The 20,131-nt window shown below is 67.9% G+C and carries 21 protein-coding genes; 6 read left to right on the plus strand and 15 right to left on the minus strand.

From position 1 onward, the window contains the following. Position 1: 1 nt before the first annotated feature. Positions 2–448, minus strand: a complete 447-nt coding sequence (queF, locus tag SH591_RS12050; RefSeq protein WP_324749315.1) for a preQ(1) synthase — start codon at positions 446–448, stop codon at positions 2–4. A gap of 52 nt (positions 449–500) precedes the next feature. Continuing rightward, positions 501–1,076, minus strand: coding sequence for a hypothetical protein (locus SH591_RS12055; RefSeq protein ID WP_324749316.1), 576 nt, complete (start codon positions 1,074–1,076; stop codon positions 501–503). A gap of 144 nt (positions 1,077–1,220) precedes the next feature. Here SH591_RS12055 and SH591_RS12060 point away from each other — a divergent pair, with 144 nt between their 5' ends. From SH591_RS12060 to SH591_RS12075, 4 genes are read left to right on the plus strand one after another with little or no spacing between them, the layout of a single operon-like run. Then, positions 1,221–2,729 carry a S10 family peptidase gene (locus tag SH591_RS12060; protein WP_324749317.1) on the plus strand — a complete coding sequence of 503 codons (1,509 nt, stop codon included), beginning with the start codon at positions 1,221–1,223 and terminating at the stop codon, positions 2,727–2,729. Between the two features lie 24 nt (positions 2,730–2,753). After that, complete coding sequence (gene sseA, locus SH591_RS12065) at positions 2,754–3,596, plus strand: 3-mercaptopyruvate sulfurtransferase (protein ID WP_324749318.1); 843 nt, start codon at positions 2,754–2,756, stop codon at positions 3,594–3,596. Next, positions 3,551–4,765, plus strand: coding sequence for a cystathionine beta-lyase (gene metC / locus SH591_RS12070; protein WP_324749319.1), 1,215 nt, complete (start codon positions 3,551–3,553; stop codon positions 4,763–4,765). The genes sseA and metC overlap by 46 nt, the downstream gene beginning before the upstream one ends. Next, positions 4,762–6,036 carry a mechanosensitive ion channel family protein gene (locus SH591_RS12075; protein ID WP_324749320.1) on the plus strand — a complete coding sequence of 425 codons (1,275 nt, stop codon included), beginning with the start codon at positions 4,762–4,764 and terminating at the stop codon, positions 6,034–6,036. The genes metC and SH591_RS12075 overlap by 4 nt, the downstream gene beginning before the upstream one ends. Here SH591_RS12075 and SH591_RS12080 read toward each other — a convergent pair. Beyond that, positions 6,033–6,395 (minus strand): hypothetical protein, encoded by a 363-nt coding sequence (locus SH591_RS12080; RefSeq protein ID WP_324749321.1) that lies wholly within the window; start codon positions 6,393–6,395, stop codon positions 6,033–6,035. The two genes, SH591_RS12075 and SH591_RS12080, sit on opposite strands and share 4 nt — an antisense overlap. A 103-nt stretch (positions 6,396–6,498) precedes the next feature. Between SH591_RS12080 and SH591_RS12085 the strand changes: the two genes are divergently transcribed. Then, positions 6,499–7,200, plus strand: a complete 702-nt coding sequence (locus SH591_RS12085) for a TorF family putative porin (protein WP_324749322.1) — start codon at positions 6,499–6,501, stop codon at positions 7,198–7,200. Positions 7,201–7,288: 88 nt separating this feature from the next. On the opposite strand, the gene SH591_RS12090 is transcribed toward SH591_RS12085, so the two are convergent. The 9 genes from SH591_RS12090 to SH591_RS12130 form a co-directional block, all read right to left on the minus strand. Then, entirely contained in the window at positions 7,289–7,705 is a 417-nt protein-coding gene (locus tag SH591_RS12090; protein ID WP_322833020.1) for a DUF3035 domain-containing protein, read from the minus strand. A gap of 11 nt (positions 7,706–7,716) precedes the next feature. Beyond that, positions 7,717–8,247 carry a signal peptidase II gene (lspA, locus tag SH591_RS12095; RefSeq protein WP_322832469.1) on the minus strand — a complete coding sequence of 177 codons (531 nt, stop codon included), beginning with the start codon at positions 8,245–8,247 and terminating at the stop codon, positions 7,717–7,719. Then, on the minus strand, positions 8,240–11,005 hold the full coding sequence (gene ileS, locus SH591_RS12100; protein WP_324749323.1) for an isoleucine--tRNA ligase: 2,766 nt from the start codon (positions 11,003–11,005) through the stop codon (positions 8,240–8,242). The genes lspA and ileS overlap by 8 nt, the downstream gene beginning before the upstream one ends. A 352-nt stretch (positions 11,006–11,357) precedes the next feature. Continuing rightward, positions 11,358–11,513 (minus strand): hypothetical protein, encoded by a 156-nt coding sequence (locus SH591_RS12105; protein WP_324749324.1) that lies wholly within the window; start codon positions 11,511–11,513, stop codon positions 11,358–11,360. Beyond that, a complete protein-coding gene (locus SH591_RS12110; RefSeq protein ID WP_322832472.1) occupies positions 11,510–11,812 on the minus strand; it encodes a hypothetical protein in 303 nt (100 codons plus the stop codon). The genes SH591_RS12105 and SH591_RS12110 overlap by 4 nt, the downstream gene beginning before the upstream one ends. 158 nt (positions 11,813–11,970) lie before the next feature. After that, entirely contained in the window at positions 11,971–12,939 is a 969-nt protein-coding gene (locus SH591_RS12115; protein ID WP_324749325.1) for a glycerophosphodiester phosphodiesterase family protein, read from the minus strand. After that, positions 12,936–13,862: a bifunctional riboflavin kinase/FAD synthetase gene (locus tag SH591_RS12120; protein WP_324749326.1), complete on the minus strand. Its 927-nt coding sequence runs from the start codon at positions 13,860–13,862 to the stop codon at positions 12,936–12,938. The genes SH591_RS12115 and SH591_RS12120 overlap by 4 nt, the downstream gene beginning before the upstream one ends. Positions 13,863–13,894: 32 nt before the next feature. Continuing rightward, on the minus strand, positions 13,895–14,383 hold the full coding sequence (locus SH591_RS12125; protein WP_324749327.1) for a dihydrofolate reductase: 489 nt from the start codon (positions 14,381–14,383) through the stop codon (positions 13,895–13,897). Next, on the minus strand, positions 14,380–15,174 hold the full coding sequence (locus tag SH591_RS12130) for a thymidylate synthase (RefSeq protein WP_324749328.1): 795 nt from the start codon (positions 15,172–15,174) through the stop codon (positions 14,380–14,382). The genes SH591_RS12125 and SH591_RS12130 overlap by 4 nt, the downstream gene beginning before the upstream one ends. 119 nt (positions 15,175–15,293) lie before the next feature. Between SH591_RS12130 and SH591_RS12135 the strand changes: the two genes are divergently transcribed. Beyond that, positions 15,294–15,674 carry a JAB domain-containing protein gene (locus SH591_RS12135; RefSeq protein ID WP_324749329.1) on the plus strand — a complete coding sequence of 127 codons (381 nt, stop codon included), beginning with the start codon at positions 15,294–15,296 and terminating at the stop codon, positions 15,672–15,674. 10 nt (positions 15,675–15,684) lie between these two features. On the opposite strand, the gene SH591_RS12140 is transcribed toward SH591_RS12135, so the two are convergent. The 3 genes from SH591_RS12140 to SH591_RS12150 all read right to left on the minus strand — a co-directional run bounded on the left by SH591_RS12140 (position 15,685) and on the right by SH591_RS12150 (position 20,123). Continuing rightward, positions 15,685–16,374: a class I SAM-dependent methyltransferase gene (locus tag SH591_RS12140; RefSeq protein WP_324749330.1), complete on the minus strand. Its 690-nt coding sequence runs from the start codon at positions 16,372–16,374 to the stop codon at positions 15,685–15,687. After that, positions 16,364–17,491, minus strand: a complete 1,128-nt coding sequence (prfB, locus tag SH591_RS12145; RefSeq protein WP_324749331.1) for a peptide chain release factor 2 — start codon at positions 17,489–17,491, stop codon at positions 16,364–16,366. Before prfB ends, SH591_RS12140 begins: the two co-directional genes overlap by 11 nt. A gap of 103 nt (positions 17,492–17,594) precedes the next feature. Further along, positions 17,595–20,123 carry a penicillin-binding protein 1A gene (locus tag SH591_RS12150; protein ID WP_324749332.1) on the minus strand — a complete coding sequence of 843 codons (2,529 nt, stop codon included), beginning with the start codon at positions 20,121–20,123 and terminating at the stop codon, positions 17,595–17,597. Between the last annotated feature and the right edge of the window lie 8 nt (positions 20,124–20,131).

The raw sequence follows: 20,131 nt of genomic DNA on the forward strand, positions 1-20,131 counted from the left end.
CTCAGCCGCGGCCGCGATAGGTCGGCACGTCCTGCCCTGGCACCCACAGGCCGGCCGGCGGCTCGCCCGATTGCCAGAAGACGTCGATCGGGATGCCGCCGCGCGGATACCAATAGCCGCCGATGCGCAGCCAGTGCGGCTTCATCTCGTCGAACAGGCGCTGGGCAATGCCGACCGTGCAATCCTCATGGAAGGCGGCGTGGTTGCGGAAGCTGCTGAGGAACAGCTTCAGCGACTTCGATTCGACGATCGTCTCGGCCGGCGCATAGTCTATCACGAGATGGGCGAAATCGGGCTGGCCGGTGACTGGGCACAGCGAGGTGAATTCGGGGGCGGTGAAGCGCACCAGATAGGGTTTGCCGGGCCGCGGATTGGGCACGTAGTCGAGTTCGGCTTCCTCCGGCGAAGCCGGAAGGGCGCTGCTCTGGCCGAGATGCTTTGGAGTCATGGCGCCTCCCTAAAGCCTTGCGGCGGCGCTGTCATTCCCCGGGGAAGTGCGGTCAGAAGCCGGCGCAGGTGGCCGAAGTCACATCGACGTCGAGTGGGGCGGCGCTGTCCGGGAAGCGGTAGCTCAGCCGGTAGGTGACGCCGAGATTGTCGAGATCCTCGCGAATGTCGCTGTCGCTGCAGGCGAAGGCGCGGACATAGGCGCGCACCATGTCGTCGCTGCCGGTACGCTGGGTGACCTGATGGTGCATCGTCAGGATGCGGCCGTCGGCGGTGACGCCGGTGCGGGTGGTGATCGCATCGACCTGCTGCGGCATCAGCGCGTTCAGCACCGCGGCCGTCGCCTTCACCTGGTCGGCGACCGGATCGGCGGTCGCCGAGGCCGGGGTGGGCACTGGTGCGGGCGGCCGCGACGTTCCGTCTTGCGCCGGCGAGCCGTTGCTGCCCGTCTGGCTCGCGGGCCCGGGGGAAGGGGCGGGGGCTGGCCGCGGCGCGGGAACGGGGTCGGGACCATTGCTCATGCCGCTCAGGAAAATGGCGGCCCCGGTCACCGAAGTGACCAATGCCGCGAGGCCGGTCAGCACGCCGGGGATGCTCGTCCAGAACCCGCCCTGATGTCCTTCGGCCATGGCTTCCTCCGCCGCGGCCGCAGGATAACCCAAAGCGGGTGCCGAGACCAGTTGCCGGCGGTCCGACCCCTGCGGGTCGACCGGCCTTCCGCTGGGCCTGCGCGCGTGCCATAGAATCGGCAAAAAACAGGAGATGGAACGCCCATGAAGTCGATTGTCCGTTATGCGTCGGTTGCGCTCGCCCTCGCGCTGAGCGCGGCGCCCGCCGCGGCGCAAAAGGCTGAGGACAAGGACGCCGCCGCCAAGGAGGCGCCGGCCGTCAAGGCGCCGACCGTCTCGGTCACGCGCCACAGCGGCACGTTCGGCGGCCAGCGCATCGCCTACACGGCCACCGCCGGCGAGACCTATTTGAAGGCCGAGGACGGCACGCCGCGCGCGGCGATCTTCTCCACCTCCTACGTGAAGGAGGGCAGGGACCACAACCGCCCGGTCACCTTCCTCTACAATGGCGGCCCCGGCTCCGGCTCGGTGTGGCTGCACATGGGCGCGTTCGGCCCCAAGCGGGTCGCGATCCCTTCCGACGGCACCGACGACGGCGCGCCGCCCTACCCGATCGTCGACAATGCGGATTCGCTGCTCGACGTGACCGACCTCGTGTTCATCGATCCGGTCGGCACCGGCTTCAGCCACGCGCTCGGCAAGACCGATCCCAAGGAATTCTGGGGCGTCACCAAGGATGCGGAATCGATCGCCCAGTTCATCCGGCTGTGGCTCAACGCCAACGGCCGCTGGAACGCGCCCAAATATATCGGCGGTGAGAGCTACGGCACGACCCGCTCGGCGGCGCTCGTGAACCAGCTCGAGGGCGCCTATAACGACGTCTCGCTCAATGGCATCATCCTCATCTCGACCGTGCTCGATTTCGGCGCCGGCGCCGACACGCCCGGCAACGAGATGACCCACATCCTCAACCTGCCGTCGATGGCCGCGACCGCGCTGTATCACGGCAAGGCGCAGGCGGGTTCGGTCGAGGGCTTCATTGAGGAAGCGCGGCAATTCGCCTCCGGGCCCTATGCCGCCGCTTTGCTCAAAGGGCAGAAGCTGGGCGCCGACGAGCGCGCGTCGGTGCGCCGCGAGCTGGCGCGCTTCACCGGGCTTTCCGAAACCTACCTCGACCAGGCCGATCTGCGCGTCGAGCCGGGCCGTTTCTATAAGGAGCTGCTGCGCGACCGCGGGCTCACCGTGGGCCGGCTCGACAGCCGCTATACCGGCCGCGACTTCGACAATGCCGGCGAGACGCCCGACAACGATCCCAGCTTTTATGGCATCGACGCCGGCTACACCGCGGCCGTGAACGCCCATCTGCGCGAGACTTTGAAGTTCCCGTCCGATCGCTCCTACGTGACGATCGGGCCGGTCGGGCCGTGGGACTGGCGCCTCGGCGGCGGCCGCGACAACGACGTCTACGTCAACGTCGCGCCCTATATCGGCAAGGCGCTGCGCGAGAATAAGGGCCTCAAGGTATTCGTCGGCCAGGGCTATTACGACTTCGCGACGCCCTTCTACGCGGCCGAATATTCGCTCAGCCGCACCGGCATGCCGCAGGACCGAATCCATTACGAATATTATGGATCGGGCCACATGATGTATGTCCGCGACGAGGACCGCGTGAAGCTCAGCCGCGACGTGCGGAATTTCATCCGCTCGCGTTAGGCGGGCAACGGGGAGGAATGGCTTATGGACGCGCTGGTATCGACCGAGTGGCTGGCCGCAGAGCTCGGCGCGCCGGATCTCAGGATCATCGACGCGTCCTATTTCCTCCCCGACGCGGGCCGCGACGCCCGCGCCGAATATGAGGCGGAGCATATTCCGGGCGCCGTCTTCTTCGACCTCGACGAAGTGTCGGACACGGGCAGCCCGCTGCCGCACATGCTGCCGTCCGAGCATAAGTTCGCCAGCCGCATGCAGTCGCTCGGCCTCGGCGACGGCAACCGTTTCGTCGTCTACGACAATTCGCCGCTGCACAGCGCCGCCCGCGCCTGGTGGATGCTGAAAGCCTTCGGCGCCCACTATGTCGCGATCCTCGATGGTGGCCTGCAGAAGTGGAAGGCCGAAGGGCGTCCGCTCGAAAGCGGCCGGCCGCATCCGCGCCACGCCCATTTCACCGCTTTTCTCGATCGCGACGCGGTGGCCGACAAGGCGTTCGTCCGCGCGGCGCTGGACGATGGCGCCTGCCAGATCGTCGACGCCCGGCCGGCCTCGCGCTTCGCCGGCGAGGATGCCGAGCCGCGCCCCGGAATGGCCGTCGGCCACATCCCGGGATCGCGCAACGCGCCCCAGAGCGCCTTCTTCAACGCGGACAATAGCTGGAAGCAGGGCGAGGCGCTGCGCGCCGAATTCGATCTGGCCGGCGTCGATCTCGACCGGCCGATGGTGACGACATGCGGGTCGGGCGTGACCGCGGCAGTGATTCTGTTCGGCGCGCATCTGCTCGGCAAGCAGGACGTGCGGCTCTATGACGGCAGCTGGTCCGAATGGGGCGCCGACCCAGACACACCCAAAGCGACAGGAAACGCGTGAGCGAAGGCATAGACACACGGATCGTCCAGGGCGGGCGGCGCAAGGATTATACCGGCAAGCTGGTCAACGTCCCGATCCATCGCGCGTCGACCATATTGTTCGACGACGTCGCCGACATGCGCGCCGCAAAGCCGGTCGACGGCACGCTCCAATATGGCCGCAACGGCACGCCGACCCAATGGTCGCTGGCCGAGGCGCTGACCGAGCTCGAGCCCGGCGCCGCCGGCACCAAGCTGTTCCCGTCGGGCGCTGCGGCGGTGGCCATGGCGCTGATGTCGGTGCTGCGGCCCGGCGACGAATTGCTGATGGTCGACAGCGTCTACGGCCCGACCCGCGCCTTCTGCGACGAAGTGCTGAAGCGGATGGGGATCACGACCCATTATTACGATCCCCTGGTCGGCACCGGCTTCGCCGATCTGATCGGACCCAAGACGCGGGCGGTCTTCATGGAGAGCCCCGGCTCGCTCACCTTCGAGGTGCAGGACGTGCCCGGCATCTGCACGGTGGCGAAGGAGAAGGGGCTCGTCACCCTGCTCGACAATACCTGGTCGACGCCGGTCTTCTTCCCGGCGATCGCGGCGGGCGTCGATATCAGCATCCTCGCCGCGACCAAATATGTGGTCGGCCATTCGGACGCGATGCTGGGCACGGTGACCGCGACCGAGCCCTGGTTCATGCGGCTGCACGAGACGAGCCGCGCCTTCGGCCAGCATGTCGGGCCGGACGATTCCTATCTTGCCGCGCGCGGGCTGCGGACGCTGGGCGTGCGGCTGCGGCAGCACCAGGAAAGTGCGCTCAAGGTCGCGCGCTGGCTCGCCGAGCAGCCGCAGGTGGACGCGGTCCTGCACCCGGCTTTCCCGCAATGCCCAGGACACGAATATTGGACGCGCGATTTCCGTGGCGCGTCGGGCCTCTTCTCATTCGTGCTGAAGGACGGCGACGATGCGGCGCGCACGCGGCTGGTCGACGGGCTCGAGCATTTCGGGATCGGCTACAGCTGGGGCGGCTTTGAAAGCCTGGCGCTGCCGATCGATCCGCATCTGCTGCGCACCGCCACGGAGACGCCGCGGGCCGGACCGATGGTCCGGCTTCATATCGGGCTCGAGGATCCGGACGATCTGATCGCAGACCTTGCCGCCGGCCTCACCCGCTACGGCGAGGCGGGATGACGCGCTGGATCGGGGAGATGGGGCTGGCCGTGCCCAGCTATCCCCATCTGGTCTCCGCCGCCGCGGCCCTGCTGATCTGTTTCGGCGCCTGGGCTCTGGCCTTGTTGGTCGCGCGCAAAGCGGGGCCTTTGCTTTCCGAACTCACCGCGCGGATCGCGGGCGCGCGCAACCAGAGCATCGCCGCGCGCATGTGCGACCTGACGCGCTACGCGACTGCGGCCGCGGTCCTTGCCATCGCGCTCCAGGCCGAGCCGTGGCCGAATCTTCCCGAGTTCATCCTCGGCTTCGCGCTGGCCACAGCCGCCGCCCTGCTGGTGCGCGGCATCATTCGCGGGCTGATGCTGCCGCGCTGGGTGGCATGGCTGCTGGCGATCGTGACTTGGGTCGCGGTCCTGGCCGACGCCATCGACGGTCTGGAGCCGGTCACCGACGTGCTCGACGCGGTCGGCTTCACGCTTGGCGATACGCGTTTCTCATTGCTGACCCTGCTGCAGATCGCGGTGGCTTTGCTCATCCTGCTGGCGGCGCTGCGGCTGGCCAGCCGGGTCATCAACCAGTCGATCGCGCGCTCGCCCGGCTTCGATCCAACCCAGCGGCTGCTGGCGCAGAAGCTCGCCGGAGTGGCCTTGCTGGTCGCGGCCTTCTTCGTCGGCATCGACATCGTCGGCATCGATCTTACCGCGCTGGCGGTCTTTTCGGGCGCGTTCGGCCTCGCCGTCGGCTTCGGCCTGCAGAAGACGTTCGGCAACCTGATCGCCGGGATCATCCTGCTGATGGACCGCTCGATCAAACCGGGCGACGTGATTGCGGTCGGCGAGACGTTCGGCTGGGTGAACAAGATCGGCGTGCGCGCCGTCTCCGTCGTCACGCGCGACGGCAAGGAGCATCTGATCCCGAACGAGATCCTGATGACCCAGGAGGTCGTCAACTGGTCCTATTCGAGCCCGGACGTCCGCATCCACATCCCGATCGGCGTCGCTTATGGCTGCGATCTGCCACTGGCGCAGAAGCTGATGATGGAGGCGGTGACGACGTCGCCGCGCATCCTCAACCAGCCCGAGCCCAAGGTGCTGCTGCGCGAATTCGGCGATCGCTGGATCGAGCACGACGTCCGCGTCTGGATCGCCGACCCGGCCGAGGGGGTAGGCAATATCCGTTCCGAAATCCTCAACCGGATCTGGGTGCTGTTCCGCGAAAACGGGATCGAGATTCCGGTACCGCAGCGCGATATCCGCATCCGCGAATGGCCGGGGCCGCCGCCGCAAGCCTAGAGGCGTAGCACCCGGCCGATATCGCGCAGGGCGCGGGCCAGTTCGTCGGCGAGCGCGGCAGCGGCTCCTTGCGACTGGCGATCGGGGCTGTTGGCGGCCAGCAACGCCTCGACGCCCGCCGCCGCCCAAAGCGCCGTCTCGGCAACCAACGCATCGAAGCGACGCTGCACGATCGGCACCGCATCGTCATAGGCGCCGCTGATCCGCGCGCTCTCGTCGAGCGCTGCGTCGCCGCCTTGGTCCCGGTCGGTCCGGCCCGCAATCAGCTCGACCAGGGTCAGCACGTGCCGGAGCTGCGCGACCTGGCGGCCGGCATCGTTCATGACCGGCATGGCAAAGGCGGGGGACTGGTGCGTCATGGCGCTTTTCTCTACCGCCCGGGCGCTAAGGAAGGGCTAACGCAGTGGCTGCGGCACGCCGCCGCCCCTAGGCATCGGCCCGGGTTCAACACGAGGATAAAGAATGAAATTGCTGTACGTGCTGCCGGTTCTGGCGGCATTGGCGTCCGCGCCCGCCGCCGCCCAATTGTCGGGCGGTGTGACGGTCAGCGGCGAAGCGAACCTGCTGTCCGATTATCGCTTTCGCGGCGTCTCGCGCTCGGACGAAGATCCGGCGCTGCAGGGCGCGCTGACGGTGCAGACCGACAGCGGCTTCTATGTCGGCGGTCGCGGGACGACGCTGAAGGGCGTCGATCGCGTCACCGCGGGCGATTTCGGCGATGTCGAGCTGGACCTCTACGCCGGTTACGGCATGGACCTGGGCCTTGGCACCTCGCTCGATGCCGGCATGATGGTCTACGTGTTCCCGGACGGGGAGGGGAAAACCGACTATTTCGAGCCCTACGCCTCGGTTTCGCACCAACTCGGGCCGGTGCTGGCGACGGCCGGCGCCAAATATGCCTGGGACCAGGCCGCGCTGGGCGGCGAGGACATGCTCTATCTGTTCGGCGAGGTCGAGGCGGGCATCCCGTTCACGCCGCTGACCTTCACTGCCTCGGCCGGCCGCCAGGATGCGGGCGCGTTCGGCGATTACTGGAACTGGTCGCTGGGCGCGCGCGCGGTCTTCGGGCCTGTGCAGGCGGGCCTGCGCTACGTCGACACCGATTTGCCGTCGCTGCCGAACCAAGACGCCGGCCTGGTCTTCTCGCTCGGCCTGCGCTTCTAGAACGTCGTCCCGGCGGAGGCCGGGACCCCGAGACGAGACCGCATACAGCTTTCCTGAGACCCCGGCCTGCGCCGGGGTGACGGCAGGATTACTGCGGCGTCGAGACGCTGGCTTCCTGGCCGTCGCCCTCGGGCACGGCGAGAATGGTCTGGGTGGTCTGGCCCTTGTCGACCACGACCGTGCCCGGATCGCCGGCGACCGAGCGCGCGCCCGGGGCAGCGCGGTCGGCCTCGGCCGCGCGGAGCATCGTCGTCTCGGCGGCGCTGCGCGGGGCGGGGCCGCCGAACAGGGCCTCGACGGCCTGGGTGCGGCTGTCGGTCGAGGCTGCGGCCGGTGCTCCGGCGGCGGGCGGGGTCAGCGCGAAATCGGGCGGAACCACCAAAGGCGCGGCGCGGGTCACGGCGAATTCGTCGGGGCGGACGCGGTTGCCGCCGAACAGGCCGCCGGTTGCGCCGCACGCGCTCAACATCAACGATGCGGCCGAAACCGCCAGAACGAGCTTCATGGTACGCATCGTCACTTTTCCTTCCGAGGGGCCTTGCCGTCGCGCGTCAGCAGCGCCCGGACAAGCAATAGCAATACACCGATGGTAATCGCTGCGTCGCCGACATTGAAGATCAAAAAGGGCCGCCACTCGCCGAAATGCAGGTCGGCGAAGTCGGCGACATAGCCGTAGCGGGCGCGATCGACGATATTGCCGAGCGCGCCGCCGAGCACCAGCGACAGCGCGATCGCGTCGGCCCGGTTCTTCTCGCGCCACAACCATACCGCTACCGCGGAGGCGATCGCAGCCGTCATCGCGACCAGCAGCCAGCGGCCGGTGTCGGAGCTGGCGGTGAGGAAGCCCATCGAGACGCCGTGATTCTCGACCCAGCGCAGGTCGAAGAAGGGCAGCAGGTCGACCACGCCCCGCTGCGGCAGCCGCAGCAGGTCTATCACGATCCACTTGGTGATCTGGTCGAGCGCGAAGACGAACGCGGCGATGACGAGCGCGAGCACGCGCTGGTTGCGCTCGGGCTTCGCCAGGCTGGGGGACACGCTAGCCATTCACAACTTCCTCGCAGCGGGTGCAGAGCGCGCCTTCTTCCGATACTTCCGGCAGGTGGCGCCAGCAGCGGCCGCATTTCTCATAGTCGGTGCGCGAGATCGCGACCTGGTCGGATTCGCCGGCAGTCGCATCGAGCTCGGAGACGATGCAGATCTCGTCGAAATCGACCGAGCGCACCGCCGCGGCAGCCACCGGGTCGCCGAGGCTCAAATCGACCTGCGCCTCGAGGCTCGAGCGCACGATCTTGTCGCGGCGGAGCGGCTCGATCGCTTCGGTGACGGTGGTGCGGACGGCGCGGATCGTCGCCCATTTGGCGCCCAGTTCCTCGTCGCGCCAGTGCGGGTCGATCTCGGGCCAGGTTTCGAGGTGGATCGATTCCCCGTCCGGATAACGGCTCGCCCATACTTCCTCGGCGGTGAACACGAGGATCGGCGAGATCCAGCGGATCAGGGCGTGGAAGACGTGATCGAGCACGGTCCGGTAGGCGCGCCGCTTCATCGACGACGGCGCGTCGCAATAGAGGCTGTCCTTGCGGATATCGAAGAACAAAGCCGACAAATCGTCGTTGGCGAAGGTGGTGAGCAGGCGCGAATAGCGATTGAACTCGTAGCCCTCGGCCGCTGCCTTCAGCTCGATGTCGAGTTCGGCGAGACGGTGCAGCACCCAGCGTTCGAGCTCGGGCATGCCGGCGGGCGGGACGCGCTCGCTCTCTTCGAAGTCGCTCAGCGCGCCGAGCAGGTAGCGGAAGGTGTTGCGGAGCTTGCGATAGGCGTCCGAGGTGCCCGCGAGCACTTCCTTGCCGATGCGGACGTCCTCGAAATAGTCGGTCGAGGCGACCCACAGGCGGAGGATGTCCGCGCCCGATTCGTCGATCACCTTCAGCGGATCGACCGTGTTGCCGACCGACTTGGACATCTTGCGGCCGTTCTGGTCGAGCGCGAAGCCGTGGGTGAGCACGCCTTCATAGGGCGCCCGCCCGCGCGTCCCCGCGCTTTCCAGCAAGGACGACTGGAACCAGCCGCGATGCTGGTCCGAACCCTCGATATAGAGGTCGGCGCGGACGCCTTCGCCATAGCGCGCTTCGATCACATAAGTGTGGGTCGATCCGGAATCGAACCACACGTCGAGGATGTCCATCTGCGGCTCGTAATCGTCGAGCCGGTAGCCGTTGCCCAGCAGGGCCTGGTGGTCGGCGGTGAACCAGGCGTCGGCGCCGCCGGCCTTGAACGCCTCGAGGATGCGGGCGTTGACGGCCTCGTCGCGCAGATAGTCGCCGCTCTCGCGGTGGACGTAGAGCGCGATCGGCACGCCCCAGGCGCGCTGGCGGCTGATCACCCAGTCGGGGCGGCCTTCGACCATCGAGCGGATGCGGTTCTTCGAGCGCGCCGGGACCCAGCGCGTCTGCTCGATCGCGTCCAGCGCCACATCGCGCAGGCTGGCGTCACCCTGATCCATCGGGATGAACCATTGCGGCGTGGCGCGGAAGATGACCTTCGCCTTGGAGCGCCAGCTGTGCGGATAGGAGTGCGCGAAGTCCGCCGAGGCGGCGAGCAGGGCGCCGGCCTCGCGTAGGTCCGAGCAGATCGGCCCGTCGGGCGCGTTGAACTTGGCGTTGATCACCGAGCCCTGGCCGCCGAGCCAGGCCCAGTCGGCGCGGTAGCGGCCGTCGCCCTCGACCGCGAACACGGTGTCGATGCCGTTCGCCTTGCAGAGCAGGAAATCGTCCTCGCCGTGGTCGGGCGCCATGTGGACGAGGCCGGTGCCGGCGTCGGTCGTGACGAACTCGCCGGGGAGGAACGGGCGCGGCTTGGCGAAGAAGCCGCCGTGCGCGTGCATCGGGTGGCGCGCGATCGTGAAGGCGAGCTCGCTGCCCTTGCCGCGCCACAGGATCGTCTCGAGCGGCAGGCCGGTGCGCTGGCGAACCGCCGGAAGCAGTTGCTCCGCGACCAGCAATTTCCGCTCGCCGCCGTCGGCGAGGACGTAGTCGATGTCCTCCCCGTAGGCGAGCGCCTGGTTGACCGGGATCGTCCAGGGCGTGGTCGTCCAGATGGCGGCATGAGCGCCGACCAGCGCGTCGATCGGGCTCTCGACGATCTCGAACGCGACGTCGATCTGGGTGGACGTGATGTCCTCATATTCGACCTCGGCCTCGGCCAGCGCGGTCTTCTCGACCGGCGACCACATGACCGGCTTGGCGCCGCGATAGAGCTGCCCGGACATCGCGAACTTCATCAGCTCGCCGACGATCGCGGCCTCACTCTCATATTTCATGGTGAGATAGGGATCGTCCCACTCGCCCATCACGCCGAGCCGCTTGAACTGCTCGCGCTGCACCTCGACCCATTTCTCGGCGTAAGCGCGGCATTCGGCGCGGAACTGCGCGGTCGGCACCTCGTCCTTGTCGAGCTTCTTCTTGCGATATTGCTCCTCGACCTTCCATTCGATCGGCAGGCCGTGGCAGTCCCAGCCCGGAATGTAGGGCGCGTCGAACCCGCGCAGGCTCGCCGAGCGGACGACGATGTCCTTCAGGATCTTGTTCATCGCGTGGCCCATATGGATATCGCCATTGGCGTAAGGCGGGCCGTCGTGGAGGATGAAGCGCTTCTGGCCTGCGCGGGCCTTGCGCAGGCGCTCGTAGAGCCCGGTCTCCGCCCAGCGGGCGAGGATGGCAGGCTCCTTGGCGGCGAGGCCGGCCTTCATCGGGAAATCGGTCTTCGGCAGGAAGACCGTGTCTTTATAATCGGTTTTCTCGGACATCGCGCGCGGCTTTAGCAGGAGGAAGGGGATTGGGAACAGCCTCTTTGCCGCGGCGACGGGACGCGCGCGTCGGGATCGCCCGAAACCGGGCCGGCGCGCCGCGGGGGGCGTGGGAGAAAAGCCTGGCTTGGCCGGCTGCTGCCGCCCACGCTCGCCTAAAGCGAGCTTCGGCCCGAGCCCGCTATGTCGTTCGCATGTTCGTAGCGTATGTCGGCTCCGCATTTCCCGCACCAGCCGTCGTTCAGCCGCAGCACGCGCGCCAGCGAATGGGAGGTGCGATGTCCGCTGGAGCAGACCAGATCGATCCGTTCATCGCTGTTCGCGGCCGGAAGCGGGATTCGCGCAACCGCTTTCACAGCGTGCCGGCCGTTCGCAGCTGCCATTGAAGCCCGGGCAGCTTGATCATGTCGACGCCGCAGGCGGTGCATCGGCTGACGAATCGGCCCTGGTCCCAGCGGCTGGCCTTCACGTCGGCCGTGTGCCTTCCGAACAAAGAGTGCAGGCTCATGATCGCTCGCCCGCGCCCGGAGCGTTCCGCGCCGTCGGGGCGTCTTCGCCGTCCTCCCATTCCGCGCTCGCGGCAGCCTGGCGCGCTTCGAAACTGTCATCGAGGCGCTGGATCAGCTCCGCGCGGCTCGTCCAGCTCGACGCGCTGGATTCGAGGCGCCGCCGGCCATTCGCAGTGTCCATGAGCGACGCCCGGGCAAGATCGGCCGCGGCGAGTTCGCGGCAGCCGACCGCCGTATCTTGGACCGCCTTCTGCGTCCGGCTGGGGATCTGCGAAAAGGTTCTGGCTGCGCGCTTCATCGATAGGACACCTGGCAGGGCAAGCGGGAGCACATAGTCTCTCTGTCACGGGATGCTTGCGGGAAGATCAGGTGATGATGGTCATATAGGGGTTCCCAGCCCCTAATGCGAGGAGCGGCCTGGAAACACCGCGGTGGGGGGCGATCGCCTGTTCGGCATTAGCGCTGCAGGGCGCGCCCGACGTTGTACATGTCCTCGACCCAGAGGTAGCCGCGATAGGCACGCGGCACGTCGGCGAGCTGCTCGGGGCGCTCGATTCCGGCGCCGATGCTGTCCTTGTAATCGCCCATCAGGATCACACGGCTGTTGGCTTCAGCCATGCGGGCGAGGAAGCGGTTGGGCCAGCCCCAGATCGCCCATTGGTAATTGAGCGGCACGAACACGGTGGTGTCGCGGCAGCTCTCGGGCATGAAGCCGGTCCAGCCGAGCTTCGCATAGTCGATGAGGCAGGCCTTGGCGCCTTCCTTGGTGAAGGTCCACGCGTCCGGCACGTGCTGCTTCATCCGCGCGACGACGGCCGGGTGGCCGTAGAAGGAATGGCGCTGATCGGGCTTCACGCCGGCGCGCGCGAACGCGGCGAGCAGCAAGTCCGCCTCTTTCGGGTCGCGGCTCTTGAAGTTGAACATAATCGGCGTGCGGCCCATTCCCTGCAGCACGTCCTCGACGGCGGGCATGGCCCCGACCCCGCGGCCGCGCAGCGGGAAGGTGCGGCCGCCGTCGGCGGTGTAGCCGTAGCCGATGTCGAGCTTCTTCAGGTCGGCGAGCGTCTGGTCGCGCACTTCCCCTTTGCCGTCGGTGCGGCAATCAAGCGTCCAGTCGTGAAACACGACCATCTGCCCGTCGGCGGTGGGCGCGACATCGAGCTCGATCACGTCGGCGCCGAGGCGGACCGCGTGCCGCATCGAGAAAAGCGTGTTCTCGATGAAATTATGCTCGGGCGGGCGGATCCGCGTAGCCGTGCAGGTCTGGTTGTCGATGCCGGTGCGGTCGAACTGCTGGGCGATGCCGCGATGGGCGACGAGGATCAGCTTGCCGCTCGGCGTCGGCGCGATCCACGAGGCGTTGAGCAGGGAGACGATCACCGCGAAGGCCGCAAGGGCGATGGCGGCGATCTTCCACCTGCTCACGCTTTCAGCCGCCGTTTCGCCTCGGCGCAATCCAGCTTCATGCGCGCGATCAGGTCGTCGATGATCTCGAACCTCGCCTCGGGGCGGATGAAGCTGATCAGCTCGACCTCTATGGTCTGGCCGTACAGATCTTCGCTGAAACTGAAGAAGTGGGGCTCGAGCAATTCCTTGGGCGGGGTGAAGCTCGGCCGGACGCCGATATTGGCGGCGCCGTCGAGCATGCGGCCGTCGGCCAGCCGGCCGCGCACCGCATAGATGCCGTAGCGCGGGCGGAGATAGTTGCCGATGTTGAGATTGGCGGTCGGGTAGCCGATCGCGCGGCCGCGCTTGTCGCCATGCTCGACCACGCCCTCGATCGCGAACGGCCGCGTCAGCAGCCGCGCCGCCGTCTCGCAGTCGCCCGCCTGCAGCGCCTCGCGGATGCGGCTGGAGGAGACCAGTTCATCGCCGGTGCGTACAAGCGCGACCGCATCGACCGACAGTCCGTGCTCGGCGCCGAGGCGGCGGAGCACCTCCGTGTTGCCGCCGCGGCCCTTGCCGAAGGTGAAGTCTTCGCCGGTCACGACGCCGGCCGCGCCGATGCGGCTGACCAGCCGGTCGGCGACGAAATCCTCGGCCGAGGTGGAGGCGAGTTCCGCGTCGAAATGGAAGACCAGCATCGCGTCGGCGCCGGCCGCGCCGAACAGGCGCTCGCGCTGGTCGAGCGTGGTCAGGCGAAAGGGCGGGACGTCGGGCTTGAAGAAGCGGACCGGATGCGGATCGAAGGTGGCGACGAGCGCCGGCCGTCCTTCGGCACGGGCGCGTTCGATCGCCCGGCCCACCACCGCCTGGTGGCCCGCGTGAAATCCGTCGAAATTGCCGAGCGCGACGATGCCGCCACGCAGATGGGCCGGAACCGCCGAGCCGCCGTCGAGCCGCTCCATCGGGCCTCTATAGAAAGGCGCCGGGGGCGTGCCTAGCCGCCATGCCGCTCCAGCCGGACGAAGCTGTAACCGGGGCGGCCATCCTCGGCCGGATGCGCCTCGCGGGAGACTTCGCGCCACAAGGCGGCGTCGGGCGGCGGAAGGCTTGTGTCGCCCGCGGCGTCGCAATGCACCTCGGTCAGCTCGAATGCGGTCGCGCGGGGCTGGAAAAGCGCGATGATCTCGGCGCCGCCGATCACGGTCACCGCGTCCGCGCCGGCCAGTGCCAGCGCTTCCTCCGCCGTGTGCGCCACCTCCGCGCCCTTCGCGGTCCAGGCCCGGTCGCGCGTCACCACGATGTGGCGGCGGCCGGGCAGCAGGCCGGGCAGGCTGTCGAAGGTCTTGCGGCCCATGATCATGGCCGAGCCGCTCGTCACCGCCTTGAAATGCTTGAGGTCGGCCGGGAGGTGCCAGGGAAGCGTGCCGTCCTTGCCGATAATCCCGTTATCGGCCCGCGCGACGACGATGGTGATGTCACTCACACTGCCACCGGCGCCTTGATGTGGGGGTGGGGATCGTAGTCGAGGATCTCGAAATCCTCATATTCGTAGCGGTCGATCGCGTCCGGGCGGCGCTTGATGACGAGCTTCGGCAGCGGGCGCGGCTCGCGGGTCAGCTGCAGCTGCGCCTGCTCGAGATGGTTGGAATAGAGGTGGCAGTCGCCGCCGGTCCAGACGAAGGTGCCCGGCTCCAGCCCGCATTGGTCGGCGAGCATGTGGGTGAGCAGGGCGTAGCTCGCGATGTTGAAGGGCACGCCGAGGAAGACGTCGGCGCTGCGCTGGTAGAGCTGGAGGTTCAATTTGCCGGCCGCCACCTGGGTCTGGAACAGGCAGTGGCACGGCGCCAGCGCCATGCGGTCAATCTCCCCCGGGTTCCAGGCCGAGACGATCTGGCGGCGTGACGCCGGGTTGTTGTTGATCTGGTCGATCAGCATCGCGATCTGGTCGATGTGGCGCCCGTCCGGCCCCACCCAGTCGCGCCATTGCTTGCCGTAGACAGGCCCAAGATCGCCATTCTCGTCGGCCCATTCGTCCCAGATGCTGACCTTGTTGTCCTGCAGGTAGCCGACATTGGTGTCGCCCTTCAGGAACCAGAGCAGTTCGACGATGATCGACCGCAGGTGCAGTTTCTTGGTCGTCACCAGGGGGAAGCCCTGACTAAGGTCGAAGCGCATCTGGTGTCCGAACACGCTCAAAGTGCCGACGCCGGTCCGGTCCTGCTGCTCGACGCCCTCGGAGAGAATCCGGGCGAGCAATTGCTGATAAGGCTGCATGGCACCGCTTATGGCGGGAGCGGCGCTGGTTTCCAAGCGTCGGCGAAGCCTCCGATACGGTCTCCGTTACGGAGCCGTCTCCGCGCCACCACGGCCGGGCGCGGTGGCACAAGCCTGGCATGGCCCCGCCGATCCTCCGCACCGTCCAGGACGCCGCGATCCTGCTCGGACCGCGCTTCGCGGGCTGCAGGGCCGAGCGGCTGGCGGCGGCTTATTGCGACCGGGGCCGCGCCTTGCTGGGCATCCTCGTCCGTGACGGGACCGACGCAGCGGTGGACTTGCCGGTGCGCGCCATCCTGGCCGAAGCATTGCGCCTAGACGCCGTCGGCCTAGTGCTGGCGCATTGCCATCCAAGCGGCGACCCGGAGCCGAGCGCCGCCGACATCGCCAGCACGCGGCGGCTGCACGCCGCGGCCTCAGCGCTGGAGATCAGATTGCACGACCATCTCGTCTTTGCAGACGACCTCTATCGCAGCTTCCGCGCGATGGGGCTGCTCTGACGCGCCTGCCTCAGGCAGGGCAGGTGCGGATGTCCTGCGGCGCGGGCTTGGAGCCACGCGCCTCGAACTGGGCGAAATAGGATTCCGAATCGCCGAGCCGCTCGAAGCGGGTGAGCTCGTAGCCGACCGCGGCGAATTCGCAGACGAGCAGTTTGGGCGGGGTGCCGTGGCGGTCGGTGGGGCGATCGGCATCGACGACCACGACCCGGCCTTCCTTCTTGAGGCCGTCGCGCAGGTGCCAGAGGAATTCGCTGGGCCGCTCGACCTCATGGTACATGTGGATGAGGAAGATGCGGTCGAACGAGGCCGGCGGCAGCTTGGGATCGGCGGGCTCGCCGAGCTTGACCGCGATATTCTCGAGATTCTCGCGATTGACGCGCTGGGCGAGCGCGTCGCGGGTGGCGGGCACGATGTCCTGGGCGAGGACGCGGCCTTCCTCGCCGACCAAAGGTGAGAGGCGGACGGTGTAGTAGCCTTCGCCGGCGCCGATGTCGGCCACCGACATTCCGGGACGGATCTCAGCCAGTTCCATCACGGTCTCGGCCTCGCCGGCCGCGTCGCGCGCATCCTCGTTCGAGTAACGCGGCGACACGATCGGCGCGACCGGCCGCTGCGGCGCCGGGAACGGCGACTGCTGGACCGGCTTCTCACAGCCGGCCGTCAGGAGCAGAATCGGGAGGAGGGCCGCCCTAGTCCACATCTTCGACTTCGACCTTCTCGCCCGTCACGCGCTGCGACAGAGCCGCGGCCATGAAGCGGTCGAGATCGCCGTCGAGCACGTCCGACGGGGCGGTGGAGGTGATGCCGGTGCGCAGATCCTTCACCAGCTGGTAGGGCTGCAGCACGTAGGAGCGGATCTGGTGGCCCCAGCCGATGTCGGTCTTGCTGGCGGCCGTCGCATTGGCCTCCGCCTCGCGCCTCTGCAGTTCGGCCTCGTAGAGGCGGGCGCGGAGCTGGTTGAACGCCTCGGCCTTGTTCTTGTGCTGCGATCGCTGGTTCTGGCACTGCACGACGATGCCACTCGGCAGGTGGGTGATGCGCACCGCCGAATCGGTCGTGTTGATGTGCTGGCCGCCGGCGCCCGAGGCGCGGTAGGTGTCGATCCTGAGCTCGGCCTCGTTGATCTCGATCTCGATATTCTCGTCGACGACCGGATAGACCCAGACCGAGGCGAAGCTGGTGTGGCGCCGCGCCGAGCTGTCATAGGGGCTGATGCGGACGAGGCGGTGCACGCCGCTCTCGGTCTTGGCGTAGCCGTAGGCATTCTCGCCCTTGACCAGCAAGGTGGCCGACTTGATCCCCGCCTGCTCGCCGGAATGGTAATCGATCAGCTCGACCTTCATGCCTCGCCGCTCGGCCCAGCGCTGGTACATGCGCAGCAGCATGCCGGCCCAGTCGTTGCTCTCGGTGCCGCCGGCGCCCGAGTTGATCTCGATATAGGTGTCGTTGGCGTCGGCTTCGCCGGCGAGCAGGGCCGTGACCTTGTCCTTCTCAGCGCGCTCGGCGAGCTCGGCGAGCGCGGTCACGGCATCGTCGACCAGGGCGCCGTCGCCCTCGGCCTCGGCCATGTCGGCAAGCTCGATCGTGTCGTCGAGTTCCTTCTCGATCGCCCTGGTCGCGGAGATTGCCTCGTCGAGCCGGCGACGCTCGCGCATCACCGACTGGGCGAGCTTGGCGTCGTTCCAGAGCGCCGGATCCTCGACCCGGTTGTTGAGCTCGTCGAGGCGGCGCAGCGCGCGATCCCAGTCGAGGAAGCGGCGCAGCAGCGCGAGGGCGGACCGAATCTGGTCGACATGGGCTTGCGCTTCGGCGCGCATCGGAGGTCTCCAAATGACTGTTCCCCGGCGAATGCCGGGGCCCAGACTTCATTTCTGGCTGGATTCAGGCTTTCGCCGGAATACGGGCCGTTTGTCTGCGGCCCTAGTAAATACCGCCCTGGTTTTGCAAGAAATCGCTGTCTTGCGGCTGCTCGGCGCGGCGCGGCGCGGCCGCCGCGGCCCGTCTTGACTTCAATGCGGCGGCGAGCGCCTCGCGATCAGGCAGTTCGTAGCGGCGCGCGGTCCGGCGCGGTTCGCTCTCGGGCTTGAATGCCTCCCAGATCACCGCCGCCTTCGGGTCGGCCGGCGGCCATTCGCCGAACACCTTGCGGCCCGAGCGCCGATCGATGCGCACCATGCGGATGCCCTCGGGCGCGCGGAACGGTACCACCGGCATGTCCTTGAACGCGGACAGCGCGAACTGCTTGAAGATCGGCGCGGCCAGCGTGCCGCCCTGGGCCCAGCCCCCCATCGGGCGCGGCTGATCGAAGCCCATATAGACGCCGGCGACGATGTCGGCCGAGCCGCCGACGAACCAGACGTCGGTCGGACCCGAGGTCGTCCCGGTCTTGCCGAAGAGCGGGCGGCCGAGGTCGCGCAGTCGCTGGGCGGTGCCGCGCTGGACGACGCCCTCGAGGATGTGGACCATCTGATAGGCCGTCATCGGGTCCATCACCTGCTTGGTGCGGAGCGGCGGGCGCGGCATCGGCTTGCCGTCCCAGTCGGGCGCGTCGCAGCCTTCGCACGGGCGCTTGTCGGTGCGGTAGATGACCTTGCCGTTGCGGTCCTGGATATAGTCGATCAGGGTCGGCGTCAGCGCCTTGCCGTTATTGGCCATGATCGCGAAGGCGTTGGTCATCTTCATGACCGTGGTGTCGCCGGCGCCGAGCGCGATCGAGAGATAATTGGGGTAATCGCCGACGCCCAAAGTCTTGGCGAGCTTGGTGACCTTCTCCATGCCGGTCTGGTTGGCGGCGCGGACCGTCATCAGGTTGCGCGACTGCTCGAGGCCCCAGCGCATGGTCTGCGGCCCGGCATTGCCGCCCGAGAAGTTGCGGAAGCATTTCTGGCCGAGCCCGGCACCCTGCCAGACGCAGAACGGACCGTCGACGATGATCGAGGCCGGAGTCATGCCGGCGTCGAGCGCGGCCGAATAGACGATAGGCTTGAACGTGGAGCCGGGCTGGCGCTGGGCCTGGGTGGCGCGGTTGAACGAGGAGCCGCGCACGTCCCAGCCGCCCTGCATCGCAAGGATGCGGCCGGTGGCGACTTCCTCGACGACCATGCCGCCGCCAACCTCGGGGACCGAGCGGAGCGCCCAGCTCCCGCCTTCCTGCTTGACCGCGATGACCATGCCGGGGCGGAGGTGGTTGAACGCCGCGCCGCCGCCGCCGCGCTTCTCCATCTGCGCGGCCGAGGCCGGCAGCGTGCCGGTCGAACCGTCTGCGAACCCGATCGTGGCGCTGCCGCCGCTCTTGTCGATCACGACCGCCGGGCGCCAGTCCTCGTAGCCGACGCCATAATCGGCGGCGGCGAGCTGGCGGCGCCAGTCCTGGGACATGTCGACGCTGAGGCCGGGGTCGCGCCAGCCCTTGCCGCGGTCGTAGCGCATCATGCCGTCGCGCAAGGCGGTCTCCGCCGCCTGTTGCTTGACGTGGTCGTAGGAGGTGCGGACCCAGAGGCCGCCCTGATAGACCCCGTTCGGGCTGTCCTCGGCATCCTCGCCATATTCCTCGACGAGCTGGCGGCGCACTTCCTCCATGAAATAGCCGCCGACATTGCGCACGCTGTTGCGGGCGCCGCGCACGGTGCCGAGCGGCTGGGCCTGCGCTTCGGCGCGCTGGGCGGCGGTGATGAAGCCGTTGCGCTCCATCTCGCCGAGCACCCAGTTGCGGCGGCCGAGCGCCCGCTCGGTGTGGCGCTCGGGGCTGTAGTTGCTGGGCGCCTTGGGCAGGATCGCAAGATAGGCCATCTCGTGCAGGGCAAGGTCCTGCACGTCCTTGTCGAAATAGGCGCGCGCCGCCGATTGGACGCCATAGGCGTTCCGGCCGAGGAAGATCTGGTTGAGGTAGAGCTCGAGGATCTGCTGCTTGGTCAGCACGCTCTCGATGCGCTTGGCGAGGAAGGCTTCCTTGATCTTGCGGGTGTAGCTCAGCTCGTTGGTCAGCAGCAGGTTCTTGGCCACCTGCTGCGTGATCGTCGACGCGCCGACCGGGCGGCCGCTGTTGCGCAGGTTCGAGATGACGGCGCCGACGATGCCGGGATAGTCGATGCCGCCGTGGCTGAAGAAGGTGCGGTCCTCGGCCGCGAGATAGGCCTGGATCAGCTGACGCGGAAATTCGTCATAGGAAAGCTGGACGCGGCGCTCGCGTGCGAAGGTCTGGACCGGCTCGCCGTCGATGCCGCGCACGTTGGTCGGCAGCGGCGGCTGGTAGGTCAGCAAGGTGTCGGCCGAGGGCAGCCCCCGCGCGAAAAGGAACCACAGCAGCACGAAGCCGACGATCGGCACGGCCGCAGCCGCGGTCAGCCAGCGGAACCAGCGTTTCGTCCAGAGTCGGCGCAGCGCGTCGCCGAAACGACCGGCATTTTCGCGATACAGGGTGAAGCGCGTCGAGCTTGTTTCTGCAGTCATCAGCGCCC

The sequence above is a fragment of the Sphingomonas sp. LY54 genome (genome assembly GCF_035594035.1).
In the GTDB taxonomy this organism is placed as follows: domain Bacteria; phylum Pseudomonadota; class Alphaproteobacteria; order Sphingomonadales; family Sphingomonadaceae; genus Allosphingosinicella.

Excerpts from the sequence above, each read along its gene's own strand:
- SH591_RS12120 (WP_324749326.1), bottom strand. The coding sequence starts at position 13,862 with ATGGAGCGGCTCGACGGCGGCTCGGCGGTTCCGGCCCATCTGCGTGGC.
- sseA (WP_324749318.1), top strand. The coding sequence starts at position 2,754 with ATGGACGCGCTGGTATCGACCGAGTGGCTGGCCGCAGAGCTCGGCGCG.
- SH591_RS12055 (WP_324749316.1), bottom strand. The coding sequence starts at position 1,076 with ATGGCCGAAGGACATCAGGGCGGGTTCTGGACGAGCATCCCCGGCGTG.
- SH591_RS12130 (WP_324749328.1), bottom strand. The coding sequence starts at position 15,174 with ATGCAGCCTTATCAGCAATTGCTCGCCCGGATTCTCTCCGAGGGCGTC.
- queF (WP_324749315.1), bottom strand. The coding sequence starts at position 448 with ATGACTCCAAAGCATCTCGGCCAGAGCAGCGCCCTTCCGGCTTCGCCG.
- ileS (WP_324749323.1), bottom strand. The coding sequence starts at position 11,005 with ATGTCCGAGAAAACCGATTATAAAGACACGGTCTTCCTGCCGAAGACC.
- SH591_RS12135 (WP_324749329.1), top strand. The coding sequence starts at position 15,294 with ATGGCCCCGCCGATCCTCCGCACCGTCCAGGACGCCGCGATCCTGCTC.
- SH591_RS12085 (WP_324749322.1), top strand. The coding sequence starts at position 6,499 with ATGAAATTGCTGTACGTGCTGCCGGTTCTGGCGGCATTGGCGTCCGCG.
- SH591_RS12140 (WP_324749330.1), bottom strand. The coding sequence starts at position 16,374 with ATGTGGACTAGGGCGGCCCTCCTCCCGATTCTGCTCCTGACGGCCGGC.
- SH591_RS12090 (WP_322833020.1), bottom strand. The coding sequence starts at position 7,705 with ATGAAGCTCGTTCTGGCGGTTTCGGCCGCATCGTTGATGTTGAGCGCG.
- SH591_RS12150 (WP_324749332.1), bottom strand. The coding sequence starts at position 20,123 with ATGACTGCAGAAACAAGCTCGACGCGCTTCACCCTGTATCGCGAAAAT.
- SH591_RS12110 (WP_322832472.1), bottom strand. The coding sequence starts at position 11,812 with ATGAAGCGCGCAGCCAGAACCTTTTCGCAGATCCCCAGCCGGACGCAG.
- metC (WP_324749319.1), top strand. The coding sequence starts at position 3,551 with ATGGGGCGCCGACCCAGACACACCCAAAGCGACAGGAAACGCGTGAGC.
- SH591_RS12080 (WP_324749321.1), bottom strand. The coding sequence starts at position 6,395 with ATGACGCACCAGTCCCCCGCCTTTGCCATGCCGGTCATGAACGATGCC.
- lspA (WP_322832469.1), bottom strand. The coding sequence starts at position 8,247 with ATGGCTAGCGTGTCCCCCAGCCTGGCGAAGCCCGAGCGCAACCAGCGC.
- SH591_RS12060 (WP_324749317.1), top strand. The coding sequence starts at position 1,221 with ATGAAGTCGATTGTCCGTTATGCGTCGGTTGCGCTCGCCCTCGCGCTG.
- SH591_RS12105 (WP_324749324.1), bottom strand. The coding sequence starts at position 11,513 with ATGAGCCTGCACTCTTTGTTCGGAAGGCACACGGCCGACGTGAAGGCC.
- SH591_RS12075 (WP_324749320.1), top strand. The coding sequence starts at position 4,762 with ATGACGCGCTGGATCGGGGAGATGGGGCTGGCCGTGCCCAGCTATCCC.
- prfB (WP_324749331.1), bottom strand. The coding sequence starts at position 17,491 with ATGCGCGCCGAAGCGCAAGCCCATGTCGACCAGATTCGGTCCGCCCTC.